This window comes from Arachnia propionica (assembly GCF_003932785.1).
GTDB lineage: Bacteria > Actinomycetota > Actinomycetes > Propionibacteriales > Propionibacteriaceae > Arachnia > Arachnia propionica_B.
The window spans coordinates 1-19,763 of record NZ_RQYT01000026.1 but is presented as its reverse complement, the minus strand read 5'-3'; the positions used below and the strand labels follow the sequence as shown (position 1 = coordinate 19,763).

General features: G+C 68.5%; 19 protein-coding genes. 11 read left to right on the top strand and 8 right to left on the bottom strand.

What is annotated here, in order from left to right; all coding sequences use genetic code 11:
- Positions 1-22: 22 nt before the first annotated feature.
- Complete coding sequence (locus tag EII35_RS10520; protein WP_125228428.1) at positions 23-919, bottom strand: hypothetical protein; 897 nt, start codon at positions 917-919, stop codon at positions 23-25.
- 100 nt (positions 920-1,019) lie between these two features.
- Here EII35_RS10520 and EII35_RS10515 point away from each other — a divergent pair, with 100 nt between their 5' ends.
- The 4 genes from EII35_RS10515 to EII35_RS10500 are packed head-to-tail and all read left to right on the top strand — an operon-like array spanning position 1,020 to position 4,574.
- On the top strand, positions 1,020-2,015 hold the full coding sequence (locus tag EII35_RS10515; RefSeq protein WP_125228427.1) for a metal ABC transporter substrate-binding protein: 996 nt from the start codon (positions 1,020-1,022) through the stop codon (positions 2,013-2,015).
- Complete coding sequence (locus EII35_RS10510; RefSeq protein ID WP_125228426.1) at positions 2,012-2,752, top strand: metal ABC transporter ATP-binding protein; 741 nt, start codon at positions 2,012-2,014, stop codon at positions 2,750-2,752. The genes EII35_RS10515 and EII35_RS10510 overlap by 4 nt, the downstream gene beginning before the upstream one ends.
- The gene (locus EII35_RS10505) at positions 2,749-3,678 is read left to right on the top strand and encodes a metal ABC transporter permease (protein ID WP_125228425.1); all 930 of its coding nucleotides are present in this window, start codon (positions 2,749-2,751) and stop codon (positions 3,676-3,678) included. The genes EII35_RS10510 and EII35_RS10505 overlap by 4 nt, the downstream gene beginning before the upstream one ends.
- Complete coding sequence (locus EII35_RS10500) at positions 3,675-4,574, top strand: metal ABC transporter permease (RefSeq protein WP_125228424.1); 900 nt, start codon at positions 3,675-3,677, stop codon at positions 4,572-4,574. The genes EII35_RS10505 and EII35_RS10500 overlap by 4 nt, the downstream gene beginning before the upstream one ends.
- Here the strand turns inward: EII35_RS10500 and EII35_RS10495 are convergent.
- The gene (locus EII35_RS10495; RefSeq protein ID WP_260465100.1) at positions 4,495-5,163 is read right to left on the bottom strand and encodes a metal-dependent transcriptional regulator; all 669 of its coding nucleotides are present in this window, start codon (positions 5,161-5,163) and stop codon (positions 4,495-4,497) included. The genes EII35_RS10500 and EII35_RS10495 overlap by 80 nt on opposite strands.
- Before the next feature lie 151 nt (positions 5,164-5,314).
- Here EII35_RS10495 and EII35_RS10490 point away from each other — a divergent pair, with 151 nt between their 5' ends.
- From EII35_RS10490 to EII35_RS10480, 3 genes are read left to right on the top strand one after another with little or no spacing between them, the layout of a single operon-like run.
- A complete protein-coding gene (locus EII35_RS10490; RefSeq protein WP_125228422.1) occupies positions 5,315-6,646 on the top strand; it encodes an AAA family ATPase in 1,332 nt (443 codons plus the stop codon).
- A gap of 41 nt (positions 6,647-6,687) precedes the next feature.
- Positions 6,688-7,242: an RloB family protein gene (locus EII35_RS10485; RefSeq protein WP_185744279.1), complete on the top strand. Its 555-nt coding sequence runs from the start codon at positions 6,688-6,690 to the stop codon at positions 7,240-7,242.
- A gap of 4 nt (positions 7,243-7,246) precedes the next feature.
- On the top strand, positions 7,247-8,122 hold the full coding sequence (locus tag EII35_RS10480; RefSeq protein ID WP_185744278.1) for a hypothetical protein: 876 nt from the start codon (positions 7,247-7,249) through the stop codon (positions 8,120-8,122).
- Here EII35_RS10480 and EII35_RS10475 read toward each other — a convergent pair.
- Entirely contained in the window at positions 8,086-8,910 is an 825-nt protein-coding gene (locus EII35_RS10475) for a hypothetical protein (protein WP_125228419.1), read from the bottom strand. The genes EII35_RS10480 and EII35_RS10475 overlap by 37 nt on opposite strands.
- Before the next feature lie 25 nt (positions 8,911-8,935).
- Entirely contained in the window at positions 8,936-9,883 is a 948-nt protein-coding gene (locus tag EII35_RS10470) for a helix-turn-helix transcriptional regulator (RefSeq protein WP_125228418.1), read from the bottom strand.
- An 80-nt stretch (positions 9,884-9,963) separates the two neighbouring features.
- Here EII35_RS10470 and EII35_RS10465 point away from each other — a divergent pair, with 80 nt between their 5' ends.
- Both EII35_RS10465 and EII35_RS10460 read left to right on the top strand, forming a co-directional pair.
- Positions 9,964-10,503: a mycothiol transferase gene (locus EII35_RS10465; protein WP_125228417.1), complete on the top strand. Its 540-nt coding sequence runs from the start codon at positions 9,964-9,966 to the stop codon at positions 10,501-10,503.
- 203 nt (positions 10,504-10,706) lie between these two features.
- Positions 10,707-11,045, top strand: coding sequence for a hypothetical protein (locus tag EII35_RS10460; RefSeq protein ID WP_125228416.1), 339 nt, complete (start codon positions 10,707-10,709; stop codon positions 11,043-11,045).
- Here the strand turns inward: EII35_RS10460 and EII35_RS10455 are convergent.
- The 3 genes from EII35_RS10455 to EII35_RS10445 form a co-directional block, all read right to left on the bottom strand.
- A complete protein-coding gene (locus EII35_RS10455; protein WP_125228415.1) occupies positions 10,981-11,904 on the bottom strand; it encodes a hypothetical protein in 924 nt (307 codons plus the stop codon). The two genes, EII35_RS10460 and EII35_RS10455, sit on opposite strands and share 65 nt — an antisense overlap.
- Positions 11,905-12,013: 109 nt before the next feature.
- Positions 12,014-12,895: a hypothetical protein gene (locus tag EII35_RS10450; RefSeq protein ID WP_125228414.1), complete on the bottom strand. Its 882-nt coding sequence runs from the start codon at positions 12,893-12,895 to the stop codon at positions 12,014-12,016.
- Positions 12,896-13,058: 163 nt separating this feature from the next.
- Positions 13,059-13,898, bottom strand: coding sequence for a glycyl-radical enzyme activating protein (locus EII35_RS10445; protein WP_125228413.1), 840 nt, complete (start codon positions 13,896-13,898; stop codon positions 13,059-13,061).
- Between the two features lie 173 nt (positions 13,899-14,071).
- On the opposite strand from EII35_RS10445, the gene ptsP reads away from it, so the two are divergent.
- Together ptsP and ptsG are read left to right on the top strand one after the other, a co-directional pair.
- Complete coding sequence (ptsP, locus tag EII35_RS10440) at positions 14,072-16,603, top strand: phosphoenolpyruvate--protein phosphotransferase (protein WP_125228412.1); 2,532 nt, start codon at positions 14,072-14,074, stop codon at positions 16,601-16,603.
- Positions 16,604-16,624: 21 nt separating this feature from the next.
- Positions 16,625-18,559 carry a glucose-specific PTS transporter subunit IIBC gene (gene ptsG / locus EII35_RS10435; RefSeq protein ID WP_125228411.1) on the top strand — a complete coding sequence of 645 codons (1,935 nt, stop codon included), beginning with the start codon at positions 16,625-16,627 and terminating at the stop codon, positions 18,557-18,559.
- Positions 18,560-18,637: 78 nt separating this feature from the next.
- Here ptsG and EII35_RS10430 read toward each other — a convergent pair whose 3' ends face one another.
- Positions 18,638-19,429, bottom strand: coding sequence for a DeoR/GlpR family DNA-binding transcription regulator (locus tag EII35_RS10430; RefSeq protein WP_125228410.1), 792 nt, complete (start codon positions 19,427-19,429; stop codon positions 18,638-18,640).
- Positions 19,430-19,763 lie beyond the last annotated feature (334 nt).

Sequence of the window (19,763 nt, the reverse complement as noted above, 5' to 3'; positions counted from 1 at the left end):
CGGGACGACGTACGGCCCAGGGTCAGCTCTCGAAGGTGACACCCCCTGACTCCCAGTCGCTGATCGCCTTCTCGAACTCGCCCTCCTCGATCGGTGCGAAGGTCTGGAGCGCCTTCTGGTACTGACTCAGGGCCAGCAGGGATCGTCCGGAGTTGATGAACCACCGCCCGTCGAAACGGATGACCTGCACCGCGAGCAGGAATGGGCCCTGCTTCGTGGAGAGCTTCGCGACGACCTCGGTCACCTGCTCCGCCCCGGTCTGTGCCCTCCATTCGTTGAGGCGGGACTGGAACTGAGGCTGGAGGGTCCTGACGACCTTGACCTCCTCGACGGTGGTGCTGCCGTCGAGCCTGCTCCGGTCGTACTTGGCGAGGATCTCCTCGGTGCTCTGGTCCTTCGAGTCGGGGCGGGTCTCCGCCCCCACGTCCAGCTTCTCGTCCCTGTCGACGAGAAGGATCTTGATGTGTTCCCCCGTGGACCAGATTGCCGTGGCGCGCATCTGTTGTTCCCAGACCCGCGGGTCGTCGACCGGAAGGGGACCGACCCCGTAGGGGGTCTTCGTCCCCTGCTTCGCATCGAGGTACCGCTTCGGGTCGTGATGCCTCGCGAGGGTGGTCGTCGGGTAGGCGCTCGCGCCCTTGTCCAGGTCCCCCCTCCCGATGGCGGAGACGTAGAACTCGACGGCCTCCTGCGGCGTCGCGAAGGAGGTTTCCCCGCCGCCCCGGTTGCCGAGGAACAGCCACGCGTTGAGGCCGATGCTCGCGAGCAGCGCCAGTGTCAGCACCCCGGCGACGATGCCCAGCCCGCGTCGCCGCGGCCCAGGCGGTGTCGGCGGCCCGGGAGGGAACGGGGGTTGTGCGGCTGCGGGGGTGTATGGGGGACGACCCGGCTGTGGGTACGGCTGCTGCATCGCGGACATGGCACAACGGTAGGCCCCACCGGGTTCACCCCAGGGAAGCCTGTGCGAGGATGATTCTCATCCCTTGCTTGTTCGGTAACCCAAACCTAAGATGTCGGCCATGCAAACTTCATGGTTCGGTGTCATCAGTCGACGCGCTTTGATCGCCCTCGCGGGCGCGGCCCTCGCCCTCAGCGGGTGCTCCCCCAGCCAGACCCCCGCCGGTCAGGCCAGCGGTGAGAGCAGCCCCGCAGCGGCAGCCGACGGCAAGAAGCTCACCGTCTACGCCACCACCGGCTACCTCGGCGACGCCGTCGCCAACATCGCCCCCGACGCCGAGGTCACCGTCATGGTCGGCCCCGGTGGCGACCCGCACACCTACCAGCCCACCACCAAGGACATCGAGAGCATGACCAGCTCCGATGTGGTCGTGTGGACCGGCCTCCACCTGGAGGCCCAGATGATCGACCAGCTGCGCGGGCTCGGCGACAAGCAGATCGAGGTCGGCACCAAGCTCGACAAGGGCAAGCTCCTCGACTGGCCCGAGGAGGGCCCCGACGGTGAGCCCCTCAACGACCCCCACATCTGGAACGATCCCGACATCTGGAGCGACGTCGTCACGATCGTCGCCGAGAAGCTCGGTGAGGTCGACAAGGACAACGCCGACACCTACAAGAAGAACGCCGAGGCCTACCGGGGCAAGATTGCCGACGCCGTGAAGGCCGCCAAGACCGAACTCGAGAAGGTGCCCGCCGGATCCCGGGTCCTCATCACCGGCCACGACGCGTTCAACTACTTCGGTCGCGCCTTCGGCTTCGAGGTCCACGCCACCGACTTCGTCTCCTCCGAGGCGCAGCTGAGCGCCACCGAGATGAGCGACCTCGCCAAGCTCATCGCCGAGAAGAAGGTCCCCGTGATCTTCCAGGACAACCTCGCCAACCCGCAGGCCATCGACAGTCTCAAGGAGGCCGTGAAGGCCAACGGCGGTGAGGTCGAGGTGTCCGACGAGGTCCTCTACGCCGACGCCCTGGGCGACACCGCCGGTGCCGACACCTACCTCGGCGTGCTGGAGACCAACGCCAGGACCATCGCGAAGGCGCTGGGCGGTCAGCAGTGATCTGTCAGGTCCGTGGGCTGAGCGTTGCGTACCGCAACGCTCAGCCCGTGCTGCTCGGTGTGGATCTCGACCTCGCGGCCAGCACCCTCCTCGGCGTCGTCGGCCCCAACGGAGCCGGCAAGTCCACCCTCATCAAGGCCATGCTCGGCATCGTCCCGCCGCTCGCCGGCACCGTCGAACTCCTCGGCGAACCCCTGGCGAGGGTCCGCAACCGTATCGCCTACATGCCGCAGGCCGCCTCCGTCGACTGGGACTTCCCCACCACCGTGCGCGGCGTCGTCCAGATGGGTGTCGCCCACGACCGTGGCTGGTGGCGCCGACCCAGCGCCGCCGCCCGGGCCGCCGCCGACGAGGCGATGGAACAGTGCGGCGTCGCGGAGCTGGCCGACCGCCCCATCGGGGAGCTCTCCGGCGGGCAGCAGCAGCGGACCTTCCTCGCCAGGGCGCTCGCCAGCCGCGCCGAGCTGTACTTCATGGACGAGCCGTTCCAGGGCGTCGACGCCCCCAGTCAGCTCACCATCATGCGGGTGCTGCGGGAGATCCGCGACGCGGGTGCCGGGGTGATCGTCGTCCACCACGACCTCGGGACCGTCCCCGATTTCTGCGACGAGGTGCTGCTGCTCAACCGCACCGTCGTCTCCCACGGGCCCGTCGAGACGGTGTTCACCGACGAGGCCATCGCCCGCGCCTACCGCGCCCACGACCTCGTCGACCTGCGGGACGCGGTGGCCTCGTGAACCCGGCCGAGTTCTTCGCCAACCACACCTTCCGGATGGTGTTCTTCGGCACGAGCCTCATCGGGCTGGTGGCCGGAACCCTCGGCTGCTTCGCGTATCTCCGCAAGCAAACCCTCATCAGCGACGTCGTCTCCCACTCGGCCCTCCCCGGAATCCTCGGCGCGTTCTGGGTGTCGGTGGTGCTGTTCGGCGACGGCCGGAACATGGCGGCGCTCATGGTGGGTGCCATCGTCGCCGGGATCGTCGCGGTGTGGCTGGCGGACCGGATCACCCACTGGTCGAAGGTCGGGTTGGATGCCGCGATGGCCATCGTGCTCAGCACCTTCTTCGGCCTCGGCCTCATCATCATGCACCTCGGCTCCCGCACCGGGCAGTCGGGGCAGGGCGGCGTCCAGGACTACCTGTTCGGCAACGCCTCCACCCTCACCCGCGCCGACGTCCTCACGACGGTGGTGGTCGGCTGCGTCGGGGGCCTCGTGCTCATCGTGCTCGGGAGGCCGCTCGCGATGCGCTGCTTCGACCCGCGGTTCTGCGAGGTGCGGGGCATGCCCGTGAAACTCCTCGACATCATCATCTTCGCGCTCATCGTCGTCGCGACGGTGGTGGGACTCAAGGCGGTCGGACTCGTGCTCATGGTGGCGTTCGTCCTCATGCCGCCCGCGGCCGCCCGGCAGTGGGTCCGCTCACCGCGGGCCCTGTTCCTGCTGTCCGGCCTCATCGGCGCGGCGGCCAGCGGGGTCGGCGCCTACCTGTCGATCAGCATCGGCCGGGTCCCGACGGGGCCGCTGGTGGTGCTCATGCTCTTCGCGTCGGTGGTGATCTCGCTCGTCGCGGCCCCGCACCGCTCCGTCGTGATGCGGGCCATCCACCGAGCCCGACTGCGGCGCAGGCTCCGCGACGAACTCCGGCAGGGGGTGGCGGCATGAGCCTCGCCCACGCGGTGATGTTCCTGGCGCTCGTGACCGGGCTGGCCTGCTCCGTCCCCGGCAGCTTCCTCGTGCTGCGTCGTCGCTCCATGATGGTCGACGCCATCAGCCACGCCGTGCTGCCCGGCGTCGTCGTCGGGTTCTGGTTCACCCGTGACCTCAGCTCGCCGTGGCTGATCCTCGGCGCCGCCGTCGCCGGGCTCATCGTCGTGGCGAGCAGCGAGTACCTGAGTCGCACCGGGCTCGTCAGCGGCGACGCCCCGCAGGGGCTGATCTTCCCCGCCCTGTTCAGCGCGGGCATCCTGCTCATCACGATGAAGTTCGCGCACGTCAAGCTCGACGCCCACTCGGTGCTCGTCGGCGAACTCAACTACGTGGCGCTCAAGCAGCTCACCATCGGCGGGATCCAGCTGGGGCCCGAGTACGCCTGGGTGATGCTCGGGGTGCTGGCGGTGAACGTGGCGGTGGTCGTCGCGTGCTTCCCCGCGCTGGAGACCACCACCTTCGACCACGACTTCGCGAAGGTCCGCGGCCTGCCCGTGCGGGGGTTGATGCTGACGGTGACCTTCCTGACGACGGTGACGGTCACGTCGGCGTTCTACGCCGTCGGGGCGGTGCTCGTCATCTCCCTCATGGTGGTGCCCGCCGCGGCGGCGGCCCTGTTCGCCCGATCCCTCGCGCACATGCTGTGGATCTCGGCGGGGTTCGCGGCGGTGGGGGCGCTCGGCGGGTTCTGGAGCGCGTACGTCATCGACGCCCCGACCAGCGCGGGGATGGCGTTGTTCTACGGGCTGCTGTTCGCGGTGTGCCTCGTCGTCAGTCGGTGGGTGCGGGCGAGACCCACACGGCCTCGGCCGCCCGCCGACCGAGCGACGCCGATCGTCCGTCCTGCGTGACGACGTTGACGGTGTCCGAGAAGCGGCTGCCCTCGGACACCTCGACCGTCCTGCCGAGGACCAACCCCAGCTGGGAGAAGAAGGAGACGAGTTCGGGGTCGCTGTCGTCGATGCGTTCGACGACGTGACGGCCCGCCTCGGCCTCGGTCAGCGAGTGGGCGCCGGTGTCCTCGAGCACCCCGTCGCGGTTCGGGATCGGGTCGCCGTGCGGGTCGCGCGTCGGATGGCCGAGCAGCGCGTCGATCCGTTCGATGAAGTAGTCGGAGACGACGTGTTCGAGGTGTTCGGCCTCGTCGTGGAGGAGTTCGAGGGGAAAGTCGAGGTTCACCGAGAGGAAGGTCTCGAGGAGCCGGTGCCTGCGGATCATCTGGAGGGCGTGGTCGCGCCCCGTGTCGGTGAGGACGATGGCCCCGCTCCCGGAGCGCTCGACCAGCCCCTCGTTGACGAGCCGACTGAAGGTCCCGGAGACGGTGGAGAGCTTGAGCCGGAGCTTCCCGGCCACGTACGTGGGTGTGACGGGGGCGTCGGACCACTCGTTCGCGGCCCACACGACCTTGAGGAAGTCCTGGGTGCTGCGCGACAACTCCATCACTGACACCCGATCAGTGTAGAGCGGCCGTCGGAGGTTCGAGCTGAGATCGTGGAGCGAGGTCAGTCGGGACAGGCCGTTGCGACTCTGAGCTATCGTGATTCCTCGAAAAACGTGAGGAATCGCTTGCTCAGCATGGTAGATTGAAGGAATGCTGCTGCTGAGCTTCACGGTTCGCAACCACAAGAGCATCCGCGACGAGGTCACGCTCGATCTGACACGACCCTCGTTGCGGACCCTTCGCCCCCGAGATGAGGACTGGGCCTCCGTGGTTTACCCGATGGCCGCCATCCTCGGCGGCAATGCCACGGGAAAGACCGCCCTGCTGGACGCCCTCTGGTATGCCTTCACGGCAATCGGTCACTCCGCGACGACATGGCAGGCGGGGAAGGCGATGCAGCGTGCTCCGTTTCTGCTGGACGGGACGGCCCGCACCTCGACGAGCAGCTACGAGTTGGATTTTGTCCATCAGGGACGGCGTCATCTCTACGGGTTCGAGGTGGACCACGACGGCATTCGGCGCGAATGGCTCAGTGACGTCCCGAACTCGAGGTGGCGCACTCTGCTGACCCGCGATCGCGATGAGCGCATCCTGAAACTGCATCCAAGTCTCGGCAGACCTTTCGCCGTGACTGATCGCGAGTTGGTGCTCAGTCGGGCGCTGCTGCTGAAGGGTTCCCCGTTGCACGCCGTCGCTGCCGATCTCGCGGAGCACTGGGACCAGGTGTCGGTCAAGCATGCTCACCGGGAGGCACGGTTGCGTGTCCTGGCGGACATGCTGGCAGCCGGGATGACCTCCTTCGCCGACATCGAGGCCCTGCTCCGGACCGCCGATATCGGCGTGGTCAGGGCGGAGGTCAGGGAGACCGACATGCCTGATGACATCCGTCGGGTACTTCTCAGAGTCCTTTCGGTGCTCAACGAGGAGAGTTCGTCGGAGAGCCCGTCGGGTGATGACGAGATCGCGACCCTCGACGACGACCAGCTCGATCAGGTCTCACGCCGTCTGGTCTTCAGGCACCGAGGGTCCTCCGAGGAGCCTCCTGCCTTCTCCATCGAGGACGAGAGTGACGGCACGCTCGCGTGGCTCGCCTTGGCAGTCCCGGCCCTGGAGCGGCTGCGAGAGGGGGGCCTGCTCGTCATCGACGAGATCGACGCGAGCCTGCACCCCCACCTGGTGGACCTGCTGCTCGGGGCGTTCGCGGACCCGAATGTCAACACCAAGCAGGCCCAGATCATCTTCACCAGCCACGAGTCCTATGTGCTGTCCCCGCTGAGCGAGGTTGAGCTGGAACCGGAACAGGTGTGGCTGACCGACAAGAGCTACGAGGGTGTGACCCAACTCTCGTGCCTCGCCGAGTTCCCACGCCATCCTGATGCCAATGTGGCGAAGCGCTACCTGACAGGCCGGTACGGCGGGACACCCCGGCTCTCCCCGAGCACACTGGCAGCCCTCGTCGCCTCTCGTGAGGGGGTGGCGTGAGCAGACGGTCGGGCGGTCGCCCTCGAAAACCCTCGAGATCGTTGGTACGGCGCATCCTGGTCGTCACCGAGGGAACATGTACAGAACCCCAGTACGTGGAAGGGCTGAACGACTACCTTCGCCACCAAGGCGTGACGGCCATGGTGAAGCGAGTTCCTGTGGGGAAGGACCCCCTCAAGGTTGTGAAGAAGTGCATCGAGGTCAGGAATGATGCGGCTGCGAGGGACAGGGAGTACGACATCTGCGTGTGCTTGGTTGACGTCGACCAGCACCAGACACTGCCTGCGGCCTGTCGTCTGGCTGCCGAGGAGAACGTCTTCGTGATCGTCTCGAACCTGAAGTTCGAGGTGTGGCTGCGATGGCATGTGGAGGACAGATGTTCTGTGCTCAGCACGATCGAACTCGATGACCTTATGGGGAAGATGGGGCTGACCGTTGGGAAGAACCTCTCAAGCACTTTCCCGTTCCCTGCCGTGGATCGAGCCTGTGCCACGGCTCGCCGAGCCGATCCCGACCTCAAGGCTGGCAGGGTGGGGCCGGATCCCTCCACCGCGATGCCTGTCCTGGTGGATCTCATGCGGGGCGGCGATGGGTGATGGCGTGATGCGGTGGAGTGAGATTCGGGAGGCCATCCGGCGGCGACCCGGCATGTACATCGGGGGGAGGCCCGACGGGGAGGGTGCGGCGCGGCTCCTCCTCTCGTACCTCGTCGAGCCCGCCCTCAGGCTGGGGGCCCGGCGGGTCGAACTGACGGTCGCGCCCGGGCCCTGGTTCACCCTCCGACACGACGGGCCCCGACCCCGACACGAGGACCTCACGGGCCTGGACTTGGGGAAGGGGTGGGGTGATCTCGGTGTGCTGACGGCCCTGACGCAGGTCGTCCGCCTCGACACGACCGGCGAGGAGGCATCCAGCCTTGACGGGCCGTCGGGGCACGAGATGTCGGGAGAACTCGACCCCGAGATCTTCACCGTCGACGAGGTCGACGCGGAAACCCTGGCCGACCGGTTCCGGGAACTCGCCTGGCTGCACCCGGGCGCGACCCTCACCCTCCGGTCCCCTGCCATCGAGGAGACCTGGCATCAACCCGGCGGCCTGCTCGACTGCGTCGAGGCGCTCGCCGAGGGGATGGGGCCAGCACTGACGGCCCCCGTCGTCATCGACCACCGCGACGAGGAACGGGGGGTCGCGGTGCAGGTCGCGGTCCGACGCGGCCGCCGCTGGCCCGCCCGCATCCTCAGCTTCGTGGGCGGGCAGCGGACCCGGGGCGGCGGCAGCCACCAGGACGCCCTCCGAACAGCCCTCCTCGACGAGCGCGACCTCCTCCCCGACGGCCTGGCCGCCGTCATCACCGTCGAGGTCGACGAGCCGAGCTACGCCGGGGCCACGAAGGACCGGCTGGACGACGAGGTCGTCGCCCGGGTCGTCGCGGAGGCCTGTCAGCGATACTTGGCCTCGCTAGCGTCGAGGTCATGAAGCAGTTTCTCCCATGCGCCGGGCTCCGCGGCGACGAAGGTGCTGCCCAGGATGTCCTTGCCGAAGGAGATGGGATGACCCCGCCCGGTGGCCAGCTGCCACCTGCCGTCGTACTTCATCAGCGCCTGGCTGAGAATGTAGTCGCCGTGGTCCGAGGTCAGCAGGACGTAGGCGTCGACGGCGTCCTCAGGATTGTGGGGCGGGTCGGTGAGGGTCTTTCCCTGTAGTTTCCCGTAGCCCTCGACGAGCTTGATCTCCTTGATCTTGAGGCTGCCGTTGAGACGTTCCGGATGGAGGAGCGTCTTGAGCACCTCCGGCTCGTCGCTCACGGGCCGCTCCAGCACGATCGGGTCGTCGACGGTGAGGGTTGCCACGCGGACCAGCGACAGGTGGCGGGCCATCTGGTGGAACTGCTCCGCCCAGATGGCGCGACCCACGTCGGTGTCCATGACGACGGGGGTGTAGTCGTTGAAGACCCAGCTGCCGTGCTTGATCATCGACTCGTTCAGGTCGTAGCGCTTCGCCATCGAGGTGGTGGCGTAGGCACTGACCGCGGTGGCGACGTCGCCCTTGCCGATGGCGGCCACGTAGAACGTGATGGCCTCCTCGGGGGTGGCGAAGCTGCGCTGCCCATCCGTCGGCCTGCCGAGGAACTGGGCGACGTTGACGCCGAGGCTCGCGACGAGGGCCAGGGCGAGCAGCCCGACGGTGAGGACGAGGCCCCGACGGCGGGGCGGTGTGGCTGGGAACGGTGGGGGCGGGGGAACCGGGGGCAACGGTGCAGTCATGTTGACACACTACGTGGCGAGCGGATCAGCGTGTGGCCCGGCCGAGTCGTCGGCTCAGCTTCTCGACGGCCTCGCGGACGGCGTCGTCGCCGAGCAGCGTGAAGTCGTGCCTCATGCGCGCCAGCCAGCACGCCGCATCCTCCGGGTCGTCGGCCCCGCTGACGAACTCGGTGCCCCCGTCGGGCAGGGGACGTAGGCGGCCCACCGCCTGCGGGATCTCTTCCGCCACCACTTCGTGGGAGGCGTGGATGTGGAGGACCACCCGGTGGCGCCAGACGGAGGGCGGGACGGGCTCGTCGAGGCGGGCCACGACCTGCTCCAGCCCGGGCCGCGGGGTGAACCGCCACGTGCTGAGCGCCACGTCGCTCATCCGGTCGACGCGGAACGTCCGCCAGTCCTCGCGGTGGAGGTCGTGGGCGATGAGCAGCCAGGACCTGGCCCGGGCGACGAGACGGTGCGGCTCCACCGACCGCGTCGATTCCGCGCCGTGGCGGTCCCGGTAGGCGAAGCCCAGCCGCAGCTGCCGACTCACGGCGTCGGCGCAGGTCAGCAGCAGGGTCGTGTCAGGTCCCTGCCCGGTGGCGGGCACTGTCCAGGCCTGCTGGAGCGCGGCCAGTCGATGCCGCAGCTGCGAGGGCATGAGGGCGTCGACGGTGGCCAGCGCCCGCAGTGCCGCCTCGGCCTCCCGGCCCGTTGAGCTGTGCGCTGCGCGGGTCAGCGCGAGGGTGACGGCCACGGCCTGCTCCTCGTCGAGCAGTAGCGGTGGCACGACCTGGCCGCGGCCCAGCACGTAGCCGCCCCCGGGTCCCGGATCTGCGTCGACGACGTAGCCGAGGTCGCGCAGTCGTTCGACGTCCCGCCGCAGCGTGCGGGTCGTGACGCCGAGCCGCTCCGCCAGCTCCGACCCCGTCCACACGCGTCGGCTCTCCAGCAGGCCCAGCAGGGTGAGCGTGCGGGAGGTCGGATCGGTCATGGCCCCAGCATGGCAGATCGCGGACAGGATCTGTCCGCATTGCTGTTTACGTTGGGTTCACCCGAGAGAAGGAGAAGGACATGGGATTCCTCACGCCGACCGCCACCGGAGAGTTGGGCCACGCGAAGGTGTTCGTGCTGCAGCAGCTGGCGCAGCTGCGCTCCACGGTCGTCGGCCTCACCGACGAGCAGGCCCGCAGCACCCCCACGGCGTCGGCGTTGAACCTCACCGCGCTGCTGCTGCACACCGGTCCCGTCGCCGTGTACTGGTCCGCGAGCGCCGCGTCCGCCCCCAATCCACCGGAGCGGCCCAAGGACCTGGAGGCGGAACATCGCGACATTGACGCCCTCATCGACGACCCGCGCGGCCTCGACGAGGTGCTCGCCGTCTTTGACCGCTGCGTCGCCCTGACGGCGGCGAACATCGATGCCATCACCGACCTGGCAGCCCCGGTTCCGGTGCCCCCGGCCCCGTGGATCCCGAAGGGCCTCACCCACTGGGAGGCGCGCTGGTGCCTGCTCCACCTCGTCGGGGAGCTCGCCCGGCACGCGGGCCACGCCGACATCATCCGCGAGACCATCGATGGCAAGGGGGCCTTCGAGCTCAACGGCGACCTCTGAAGGGTTCGTACCAGGGAGTGTGACTCCGGGCGGACCCGTTTCGCCTGTCCTGGTTTGGCTTCGCCTGCCATTTCCACGGCTCGCCTGTCTTGTTCGGCAGGCGAATTGAAAGACGGCAGGCGTTTCCGACCCAAGGCAGGCGACCTCAGGGCAGAATGGAGGACACCAGGGCGTGGCGGAATGCGCAGGATCGGAGTGGGGCGATGGATGGACGTCGATTCACCGAGACGATTGTGTTCGGACTGGTGCTGGCCCTCATCCCCTTCCTGATCTTCTGGCTGACGGGCTGGGCGCCCATCGGCACGGCGGGGCTCATGGCCGCCCTCGTGGCCCTCGTCGTGGTGGGCTTCGCCGCCTATCGTTCCTTCGTGGCCCCCGTCGACCTCGACCGACCGGGACCGAGCCTCCTGCTCTCCGCCCTGCTGCTGGTGGCCCTGGCCCTCCCCCTGTGGGGGACGGAGAAGTTCTTGATCCTGCTCATCGGAGGACTGGTGACGGCCCCCGTCCACTTCCTGTTGCAGAGACGCGGCGCGAGGCGGTGACCCACCACACCAGACCGATCACCGTCGCGGCGATCCCGCCCCACAGCAGCCACTGACCCGCGTCGGCGAGGGATCCCGACAGCTCGCGCCCCGTGGCGCTGACCACCGTCGTCGACAACCCCGGCTGACTGGAGCGGGTGAGTGAGGGCAGCATCGTGGCCACCGCCCGGAGCCCCAGCGCGCCGATCACCGCCAGCAGCCCGATGAGGAACAGGATGCCGCCGCGTCCCCGTCGGTTGGCGAACAGCAGGGCGACGACGACGAACGCTGCCGCCAGCAACAGCACCCACAGCCACAGGTGGGACAGCTCGAGGGTCGGGGAGGCGGCCTCCGTGACCTCGACCGGCAGCTGCGCGCCGGTCACGACGATGGAGTCCGGCACCGTGATCTGCTGCGCGAGCAGGGCGGTCGCCGGATCGCCGCTCGCCCTCAGCTGCTCGATGATCGTCTGTGCGACGGGGGTGAGGTCGAGGGTGAGGTTGGGGGTCGGGTCGCCGCTGCGCCACGCCTTGAGGTCGGCGACGAGACGGGAGCGGGTGTTGCCCAGCACGGTGCGCCACAGCTCGTCGGCGGACTGGTTGGCCAGCACCTGCTCGATGCCCTGCCGCAGCAGGGTCGTCGCGTTGTCCTTCAGCTCCGGGTAGGGCAGGTCCACCTCGGGGAGGGCGGATTCGATCCGCTGGACCAGCTCAGCCGCGATGGCCGACTGCACCGCGGGGTCCTTGGCGATGGCGACGGCGACCTTCTCGGTGGGCTCGGGGTCGTGGGCGAGGGCGTGGACCCAGTGGGCGGCCACGCCCAGGAAACCGATGAGCACCGCGACGATGCCCAGGAACCCTGCGAAGATGTTGCGGACCATCCGACCTCCTTGACGACTGGAACGAGGCTACCCGTTCCGCAGGGGCGGGGGACGCAGGTCGCGATTCTGGGACACGGCCCCGGCGCGCCGACCCGGCGCATGGCCGTCGCTACTGGTTGTAGGGCGCGGTGACGAGGCCGCGGCGGGCGCTCGCGACCCACCACGCGATGCCGATGAGGATGCCCGCCACCCCGCCCAGCAGCAGCAGGTACCCGGTGGTGGTGAGCGAGGCGGTCACCTCCCGGGCCGCCACCACGGACAGGGCCTTGGACGGGCCGTCGTGTGGGGATCCGAGCCGGGACGGAATCGACTTGATGGCGCCGTTGACCACGAGGGCTCCCGCGACGGTGCAGACGCCGGCGAGGAACACCACCCCGCCACGGGCCTTCGACGTCGCGAAGCCGAGGCCGATGACCAGCAGCACCGCCGCCAGGAAGGCGAGTGTCCCCGACAGTTTCGCGATCGTCAGGGCCGGGGCCGCCAGGCCGGTGAGGCCTGCGGGAAGCGTCGTGTCGGGCAGGACGATGGACTCGGGGATCGTGGCCTGCGCCATGGTCGCGGCGATGGCGGGATCGTCGCTCGCCCGCAACTGTTCGGCCACCATGGTGGCGAGGGGCGCGATGTCGAGCGTCGCGCCCGGATGTGGGTCACCGTGCCGCCAGGTGTCGAGGGAGGCCACGAAGTCCATCCGCGCCCGCCCCAGCAACGCCCGCCACTCGGCGTCGATCGGCTCGCTGGCCAGGAGTTCGGCGACGGGAGGTGCCAGCTGGGACGACGACACCTCGGCCTCCTCCTGGGAGGCCAGCAGTTGCGAGGCGATCTCCATCGCGATGGCCCAGCGGACCTCGGGATCCCTGGCGACGGTGGTGACGAACTCGCCCCCGGCCTCCGGGTTGCGCCCCAGTTGGGAAACGGCATGCGTTGTCACACTGATGAAGACCAACAGGACGGCGAGCCCACTCAGGCACACTGCGACCACGTTGCGAATCACTGAACCTCCCCCAGGTGTCGCGTTCGGACGATCCCCTTCGTCCTTCCACAACGGGGTCGAGGCTACCCGCGGCCCTCACCGGATAGGGCATTTCCGGCCTCTCCCGGCCACACGGACGACACCGATCCGCAACCTGAGCGCGTGGGACCGTCAGTCATGTGGCTCAGTGGGCCTGCGGTCCGGCAGCGCTGCGTCGCACCGCCGTCGTCGCCGCCTCCGGGGGGTCGAAACTGGCTTCCACTCCCTCGGCGATCAGGGCCTGACGGAAGGGCTCGACGTCCTCCTCGTGGAGGTTCTTCACCCCGGCGAAGTCGTAGTCCCAGTCCAGCAGCTCGTACTTGCGTTCGCCGTACTGGTGGAAGGGGAGCAACTGCACCGAGGTGATGCCATGCCTCAGCAGGTGGGCCGCGAAGTCAGGCGCCTCGGCCACGGCGTCGTTGACCCCGGGGATGACCGGGATGCGAGCCCACACCGGGACCCCTGCCTCGATGGCCAGCGCCAGGTTCGACAGCGGCAGATCGTTGACCACCCCCGTCCAGCGCTTGTGTCGATCCTTGTCGTGGTGTTTGACATCCATGATGACGAGGTCGCAGTGCTTGAGGGCCTTGGTGAAGATCGCGTTCGAGACGTATCCGGTGGTCTCGATGGCCGTGTGGACGCCCTCGTCCCGCAGCTGGCGGAGCAAGGCCGTGGCGAAGCGGTGCTGGACCAGCGGCTCACCCCCTGACAGCGTCACCCCGCCCCCTGACTCCTCGTAGAAGGGCTGGTCCTGCAGGCAGATGCGGACCACCTCCTCCACCCGGTACTCCCGGCTGTCCTCGACGAAGACGTTCGGGTCATTCGCGTCACGGATCATGAGTGGACGCAGCTTGCGACTGTTGGGGTTCGCGCACCACGAGCAGGCGAGGGGGCAGCCCTTGAGGAACACGACCGTGCGGATCCCCGGTCCGTCATGGATCGAGAACTTCTGGATGTTGAAGACGCGTCCCTCAGTGTCCGACATTGCTTGAGCTTTCGTATCGGGATGAAGTCGGTTTCACTTGAAACTCAATGTTCGAAATACTAGCATCTTCCGTTAGGAGCCGACAAGCCCTTTGATCGAAGATGACGAGGGTTTGGCCGACTTCGCGCCGGAGCAGCGCCTGCCTCCGTCCACCACAACAAGAAGGGTCGACAATGCCGTCCGCTCAGCTACGTGCCCCGGTCTCCGGGGTCATGACACCCCTGGAGGAAGTCCCAGACGAGGTCTTCGCGTCGAAGATGGTGGGGGACGGTGTCTCCATCGACCCCACCGACGACGTCGTCGTGGCCCCGTGTGAGGGCACGATCACCCTCATCCATCCCGCCCACCACGCCCTGACGGTGCGCTCCGGCGCCGGTGCCGAGATCATCATCCACGTGGGTCTGGACACGATCGAGCTCAAGGGGGACGGGTTCACCCCGCTCGTCGCCGAGGGCGATCAGGTCACCACAGGGCAGCCCCTGCTGCGTTTCGACCAGGAACGGATCATCGCGGGCGCCAGCAGCCTGCTCACCCAGATGGTCATCGCCAACATGGACGTGGCGCGCAACCTGGTTCCCGCCGTCGGGCTGGTGCGGGCGGGGCAGGACGTCGCCCTGAGCTTCGAGCTCTCCGGGGACGCCGCCGACCCGGCCGCCGAGGCCCGACCCGTGGATGCCGTCGTCGGAGCGCCCGTGGTGGTGCCGTGCGCCACCGGGCTCCACGCCCGGCCCGCCGCCGTGCTGGCCGACAGGGCACGGGGCTTCGACAGTCAGGTTCGTCTCCACCGGGGCGACCGTGAGGTCAACGCGAAGAGCGTCACCGCGGTGATGACCCTCGATGTCTCACACGCCGACGAGGTGTGGCTGAGCGCCTGGGGACCCGACGCCGATGCGGCCGTCTCGGAACTCTCCGAGGCCATCCGAGGTGGTCTGGGCGAGACGATCGCTGCGACGGGCGGAACGCCTGAGGGCGAACCGGCTGTCACCGAACCGGTCGAGACGGAACCCGGGGTGCTGCGTGGGGTCGGGGCCTCGCCGGGCGTCGCCGTCGGGATCGCGGTTCCGCTCACCGACCCGGACATCCCGGTCACGGATTCCCCCTCCGGTTCCCCCGAGCAGGAGTGGTCGGTCTTCCAGGCCGCTGTGGAACGGGCCCGTCTCCAGCTCGCCGAACTGGAGACCGCCACGGCGGCCAAGGTCGGCATCTACCAGGCGGACATCTTCGGGGCCCAACGTCAGATCCTCGACGACCCTGAGCTCATCGAGCCGGTGGAGGCCGCCGTCAGGGCGGGAGCAGCTGCCGGTCCCGTCTGGAAGGACACCTACCAGCAGTACGCCGACCTGCTCTCCGGGATGGCCAATCCCCTCCTCGCTGCCAGGGGATCCGACATCCGCGACGTGGGTCTGCGGGTCCTCACCGAGCTGACCGGCACCATCCCGGCCCGGGCGGAACTGCCCGCCGGGGCGGTGATCATCTCCCGCGACCTGACCGCCTCCGACACCGCCGTCCTCGACGCGGAACGGGTGGCCGCCATCGTGCTCACCGAGGGCGGGGCCACCTCACACAGTTCCATCCTCGCGCAGTCCCTCGGCATCCCCGCCGTCGTGGGATGCGATCCTCGGGTGCTCGACCTGGCGGAGGAGACCGAGGTGGTCGTCGACGGTGACGACGGAACCGTGCGCGTCGACGTACCCGCTGCAGAGCTGGCCGAGGTTCGCAGTCGCCTTGAGCGTGACGCCGAGCGACGGCGGCGCAACCTCGCCTCCGCCCACCAACCGGCGGTCACCCGGGACGGGCACCGCGTCGAGGTGGTGTGCAACATCGGCAGCCTCGACGATGTCCGACGCGGTATGGCCGAGGGGGCGGAGGGCGTCGGTCTGCTCCGCTCCGAGTTCGTCTTCATGAACCGTGCCACCGCACCGAGCGAGCAGGAGCAGGCGGAGCTGTACCAAGCCGTCGCCGACCTGGTCGGTGAGGGCAACCGGCTCATCATCCGTACCCTCGACGTCGGTGGCGACAAGCCCTTGCCCTATCTCCCGATGGCCGCCGAGGACAACCCGTTCCTCGGCCAGCGCGGCATCCGGGTCGGGCTGGAGCACCAGGAGAAGGTGCTGCGTCCCCAGCTCCGTGCGATCCTCCAGGCCGCGAAGACCTCCCGCGCCGCCATCCATGTGATGTTCCCGATGATCTCCACGCTGGCGGAGTTCCGTGGCGCCAAGGCCATCCTCGAGGAGGAACGCGTCCGGCTCGCCGCCCCGGCGGTCCCCGTCGGCATCATGGTGGAGGTCCCGGCCGTGGCGATGATGGCCGAGCAGTTCGCCCGCGAGGTGGACTTCTTCAGCATCGGCACCAACGACCTCACCCAGTACACGATGGCGATGGATCGGGGCCATCCGAAGCTCGCCCCCCGCGTCGACGCCCTCAACCCCGGTGTGTTGGCGCTGATCCGCAGCACCGTCCAGGGTGCCCACGCCCACGGGACCTGGGTCGGGGTGTGCGGTGCCCTCGCCTCCGATCCGCGCGCCGCGGCGATCCTCCTCGGGCTCGGCGTCGACGAGCTCAGCGCGGTGATCTCCGCCGTCGCCGACGTCAAGGCCGCCGTCCGGGACCTCGACCTCTCCCGGGCCACCGAGCTGGCTGAGCGTGCCGTCAGCAGCGAGGACGCCTCGGCCGTGCGTGACCTGCTTCCCCCCATCAACTCCTGAACCAGAAAGGTGGCCAGTTCCATGTCAACGACGACGGACTCGCGTTCCGCCACCGGTACCGAACCGGAACCGCGCACGAAACGATCCAGCCGGGTCTTCGCATTCCTGCAGCAGCTGGGCAAGTCGCTCATGCTGCCCGTGTCCATCCTGCCCGCCGCCGGTATCCTGCTGGGTGTCGGCGGGGCACTGCTGAGTGGCGCGACACAGAACGGCTGGGACCTGCCCGTGCCGTTGCGGGTGTTCCTCGAGGTCCTCAAGGCCTCCGGAGAGCCGATGTTTGCCGCCATGCCGTTGCTGTTCGCCATCGGCGTGGCCCTCGGCATGACCAAGAACGACGGGGTCTCCGCCCTGGCGGCCACCGTCGGTGTGTTGGTCATGACCACGACGATGGGGGTCATCGGGAAGGAGACCGGACAGATCGTCCCGCTCGACCCGAAGATCCCGGCCGCGGACCAGACCGCGCCGTTCTCCTTCCTCGGCATCGACACCATCTCGACGGGGGTCTTCGGCGGCATCGTCATGGGTCTGGTCGCCGGCTACCTGTTCAACCGGTTCTACCGGATCCAGCTGCCGACCTACCTCGGCTTCTTCGCCGGCAAGCGATTCGTGCCCATCGTCACCTCGTTCGCCGCGGTGTTCGTCGGCATCGCCATGTCCTTCATCTGGCCCCCCATCGGCAACGCGATCCTGGCCTTCGGCACCTGGGCCTCCGAGACCGCCTCGAGCTTCGCGGTGTTCATCTACGGCAGCGTCGAGCGGGCACTCATCCCGGTGGGCCTCCACCACATCTGGAACGCCCCCTTCTACTACGAGGTCGGCACCTGCATCGACCCGGTGACCGGGGCCACCAAGCACGGCTGGACCACCTGCTTCTTCGCCGGGGTCTCCGAGATGGGTCACCTGGGTGGTGGCTACCTGTTCAAGATGTTCGGGCTCCCCGCAGCCGCGCTGGCGATCTGGCGGACCGCCCGCCCGGAGAACCGGACCGCGATCGGCTCGATCATGGTCTCGGCCGCGTTGACGTCGTTCCTCACCGGCATCACCGAGCCCATCGAGTTCGCCTTCCTCTTCGTCGCTCCCCTGCTGTACGTGCTGCACATCTTCCTGGCCGGGTCCGCCTTCCTGGTGATGGAGGTGCTGGGGGGCAGGCTCGGGCACACCTTCTCGCACGGGGCCATCGACTACGTGCTGTTCTACTCGATGGCGGAACGGCCGTGGCTGGTGCTGATCCTCGGTCCGATCTACGCACTGATCTACTACGCGCTCTTCCACTTCGTCATCGTCCACTTCAGGCTCCGCACTCCGGGCCGGGAGGTCGAGGAACAGGCGATGGCCGACGACGGCGCCTCCGTCTCCGGCATCGTGGACCCGCGTGACGAGTTCGCCCTGAAGCTGGTGCTGGCCTTCGGTGGCCGTGCCAACATCGAGGCCCTGGACGCCTGCATCACGAGGCTGCGGGTGTCGGTCCACGACAAGGCGCTGGTGGATCAGGCCCGCCTCAAGGCGCTCGGCGCCACCGGGGTCGTGGTGGTCGGCAACAGCATGCAGGCCATCTTCGGGACCCGCTCCGAGAACCTGAAGACCGACATGGAGGACTACCTGGCCAATCGGGCCGGTGCGGAGGCCGACCAGAGTTCGGCCCCCGATCCGGCGGCGACCCCGTCGGCCGAGGCGCCGCGGGCCCTGGTCGTCGAGCCGGAGGACGCGCACCGGGCCGACCTCATGGTCGCCGCCATCGGTGGTCCCGACAACGTGGCGAACCTGGAATGCGTGGCCCGCACCCGGTTGCGGATCACCTTCCGGGACCGGTCCCAGGTGGACGAGGTGGCTCTCGCCGAGGCCGGGGTGGGTGCCGTGATGTGGCAGGACGACGCCACGGCGATGCTCATCGTCGGTCCCCGCGCCGGGGCCTGCGCGGAGGTGCTGGCCACCCTCGTGCAACCCCAGACGGTGTGAGGTCTCGGCGTCGTGCCCATCCCGCGGGGTGGGCACGACGCCGATCCTCCCCCGGACTGCGCTCGGTGCCGACGCGGCTCAGAGGTGCGTCTGCGTCACCGTCACGTCGTGGGAGTGCAGGTCGGCGAGGACCTCCGTCTCGAGCGGTCCCTCGGTGAACACCTCGCTCACCTCGGCGGTCTCGAACAGCTGCACGGCACCGCGCCGCTGGAACTTCCGGGTCTCGCTCAGCACGATGACCCGCTCAGCGCTTCTCGCCATCCGACGGACCGCCTCGGCTCGCATCACGTCGCGCCCGGTGAAACCGGTTCGGGGCGTGAAACCGTCGATGCCGACGAACAACTTGTCGACATAGAGCTTCTCCGTCATGGCGGCGATGAGCGGGCCGACGCAGACCTGGGACTCCGGCTGATAGGCCCCGCCCAGCAGGAGCACGTCACTCTGTGGGATCTTCCGGACGAAGTCGGCGATGAACGCGGAGTTGGTGATGAGGGTGACCCCGCGACGGTTCGTGCACAGTTCCTCGGCGAGGATCGCACACACCGACCCGGACTCGATCATGACGGTCTCCCCGTCGCCGACGATCTCGGCCGCTGCACGGGCGATCTGTTGCTTGACGGGGTAGTTCACGGCCAGCCGGGTGCGCATGTCGTCGCTGGAACCCACGACGGCGAAGCCGTGCTCGCGTCGGAGCAGTCCCTGGGCCTCCAGCTCGTTGAGGTCCTTGCGGACGGTCACCTGGGAGACTCCGAAGTCCGCGGCGAGCTGGGCCACCTCCACGCGTCCGACATCCATGACCGCGCCCAGCAGCAGGTTCTTCCGCTCGCTCTTCGGCGGCGGCTGCTCATCATTTGTAGGTTGCGTCGGCATGACCTCTTTCTTTTCGAATGCGAGGAGTCTAGGCGGGACCCAGCCTACTCGCGATCCGAGCACCATCACCAGCAGACAGGCCCGGATCCTCCGGTTCCACTGACGTCGGCCATGGAGTGGGTTAGGCTGGCCGCAGCCTGCCCATCTGATCGTGCGAGGAGTTGTCGTGAGTGATTACAGCTTGGATGAGTTGAATGCGGCGCGGGATGTTGTGTGGGATTTTGAGGTGAGTTCGGGTCTTGTTGAGGCGTTGCGGTCGGCTGCGGTGAGGGTGGAGGCGCAGGTGGGGGTGCGTAATGCCCGTAAAGCCACGTATGGGACGCATTTCCAAGGG

What these genes read in the sequence shown, in the direction of transcription:
- EII35_RS10495 (WP_260465100.1), bottom strand. Translation starts at nt 5,163, where the DNA reads ATGGAGTTGTCGCGCAGCACCCAGGACTTCCTCAAGGTCGTGTGGGCC.
- ptsP (WP_125228412.1), top strand. Translation starts at nt 14,072, where the DNA reads ATGCCGTCCGCTCAGCTACGTGCCCCGGTCTCCGGGGTCATGACACCC.
- EII35_RS10430 (WP_125228410.1), bottom strand. Translation starts at nt 19,429, where the DNA reads ATGCCGACGCAACCTACAAATGATGAGCAGCCGCCGCCGAAGAGCGAG.
- EII35_RS10500 (WP_125228424.1), top strand. Translation starts at nt 3,675, where the DNA reads ATGAGCCTCGCCCACGCGGTGATGTTCCTGGCGCTCGTGACCGGGCTG.
- EII35_RS10490 (WP_125228422.1), top strand. Translation starts at nt 5,315, where the DNA reads ATGCTGCTGCTGAGCTTCACGGTTCGCAACCACAAGAGCATCCGCGAC.
- EII35_RS10455 (WP_125228415.1), bottom strand. Translation starts at nt 11,904, where the DNA reads ATGGTCCGCAACATCTTCGCAGGGTTCCTGGGCATCGTCGCGGTGCTC.
- EII35_RS10445 (WP_125228413.1), bottom strand. Translation starts at nt 13,898, where the DNA reads ATGTCGGACACTGAGGGACGCGTCTTCAACATCCAGAAGTTCTCGATC.
- EII35_RS10465 (WP_125228417.1), top strand. Translation starts at nt 9,964, where the DNA reads ATGGGATTCCTCACGCCGACCGCCACCGGAGAGTTGGGCCACGCGAAG.
- EII35_RS10470 (WP_125228418.1), bottom strand. Translation starts at nt 9,883, where the DNA reads ATGACCGATCCGACCTCCCGCACGCTCACCCTGCTGGGCCTGCTGGAG.
- ptsG (WP_125228411.1), top strand. Translation starts at nt 16,625, where the DNA reads ATGTCAACGACGACGGACTCGCGTTCCGCCACCGGTACCGAACCGGAA.
- EII35_RS10515 (WP_125228427.1), top strand. Translation starts at nt 1,020, where the DNA reads ATGCAAACTTCATGGTTCGGTGTCATCAGTCGACGCGCTTTGATCGCC.
- EII35_RS10475 (WP_125228419.1), bottom strand. Translation starts at nt 8,910, where the DNA reads ATGACTGCACCGTTGCCCCCGGTTCCCCCGCCCCCACCGTTCCCAGCC.
- EII35_RS10460 (WP_125228416.1), top strand. Translation starts at nt 10,707, where the DNA reads ATGGATGGACGTCGATTCACCGAGACGATTGTGTTCGGACTGGTGCTG.
- EII35_RS10520 (WP_125228428.1), bottom strand. Translation starts at nt 919, where the DNA reads ATGTCCGCGATGCAGCAGCCGTACCCACAGCCGGGTCGTCCCCCATAC.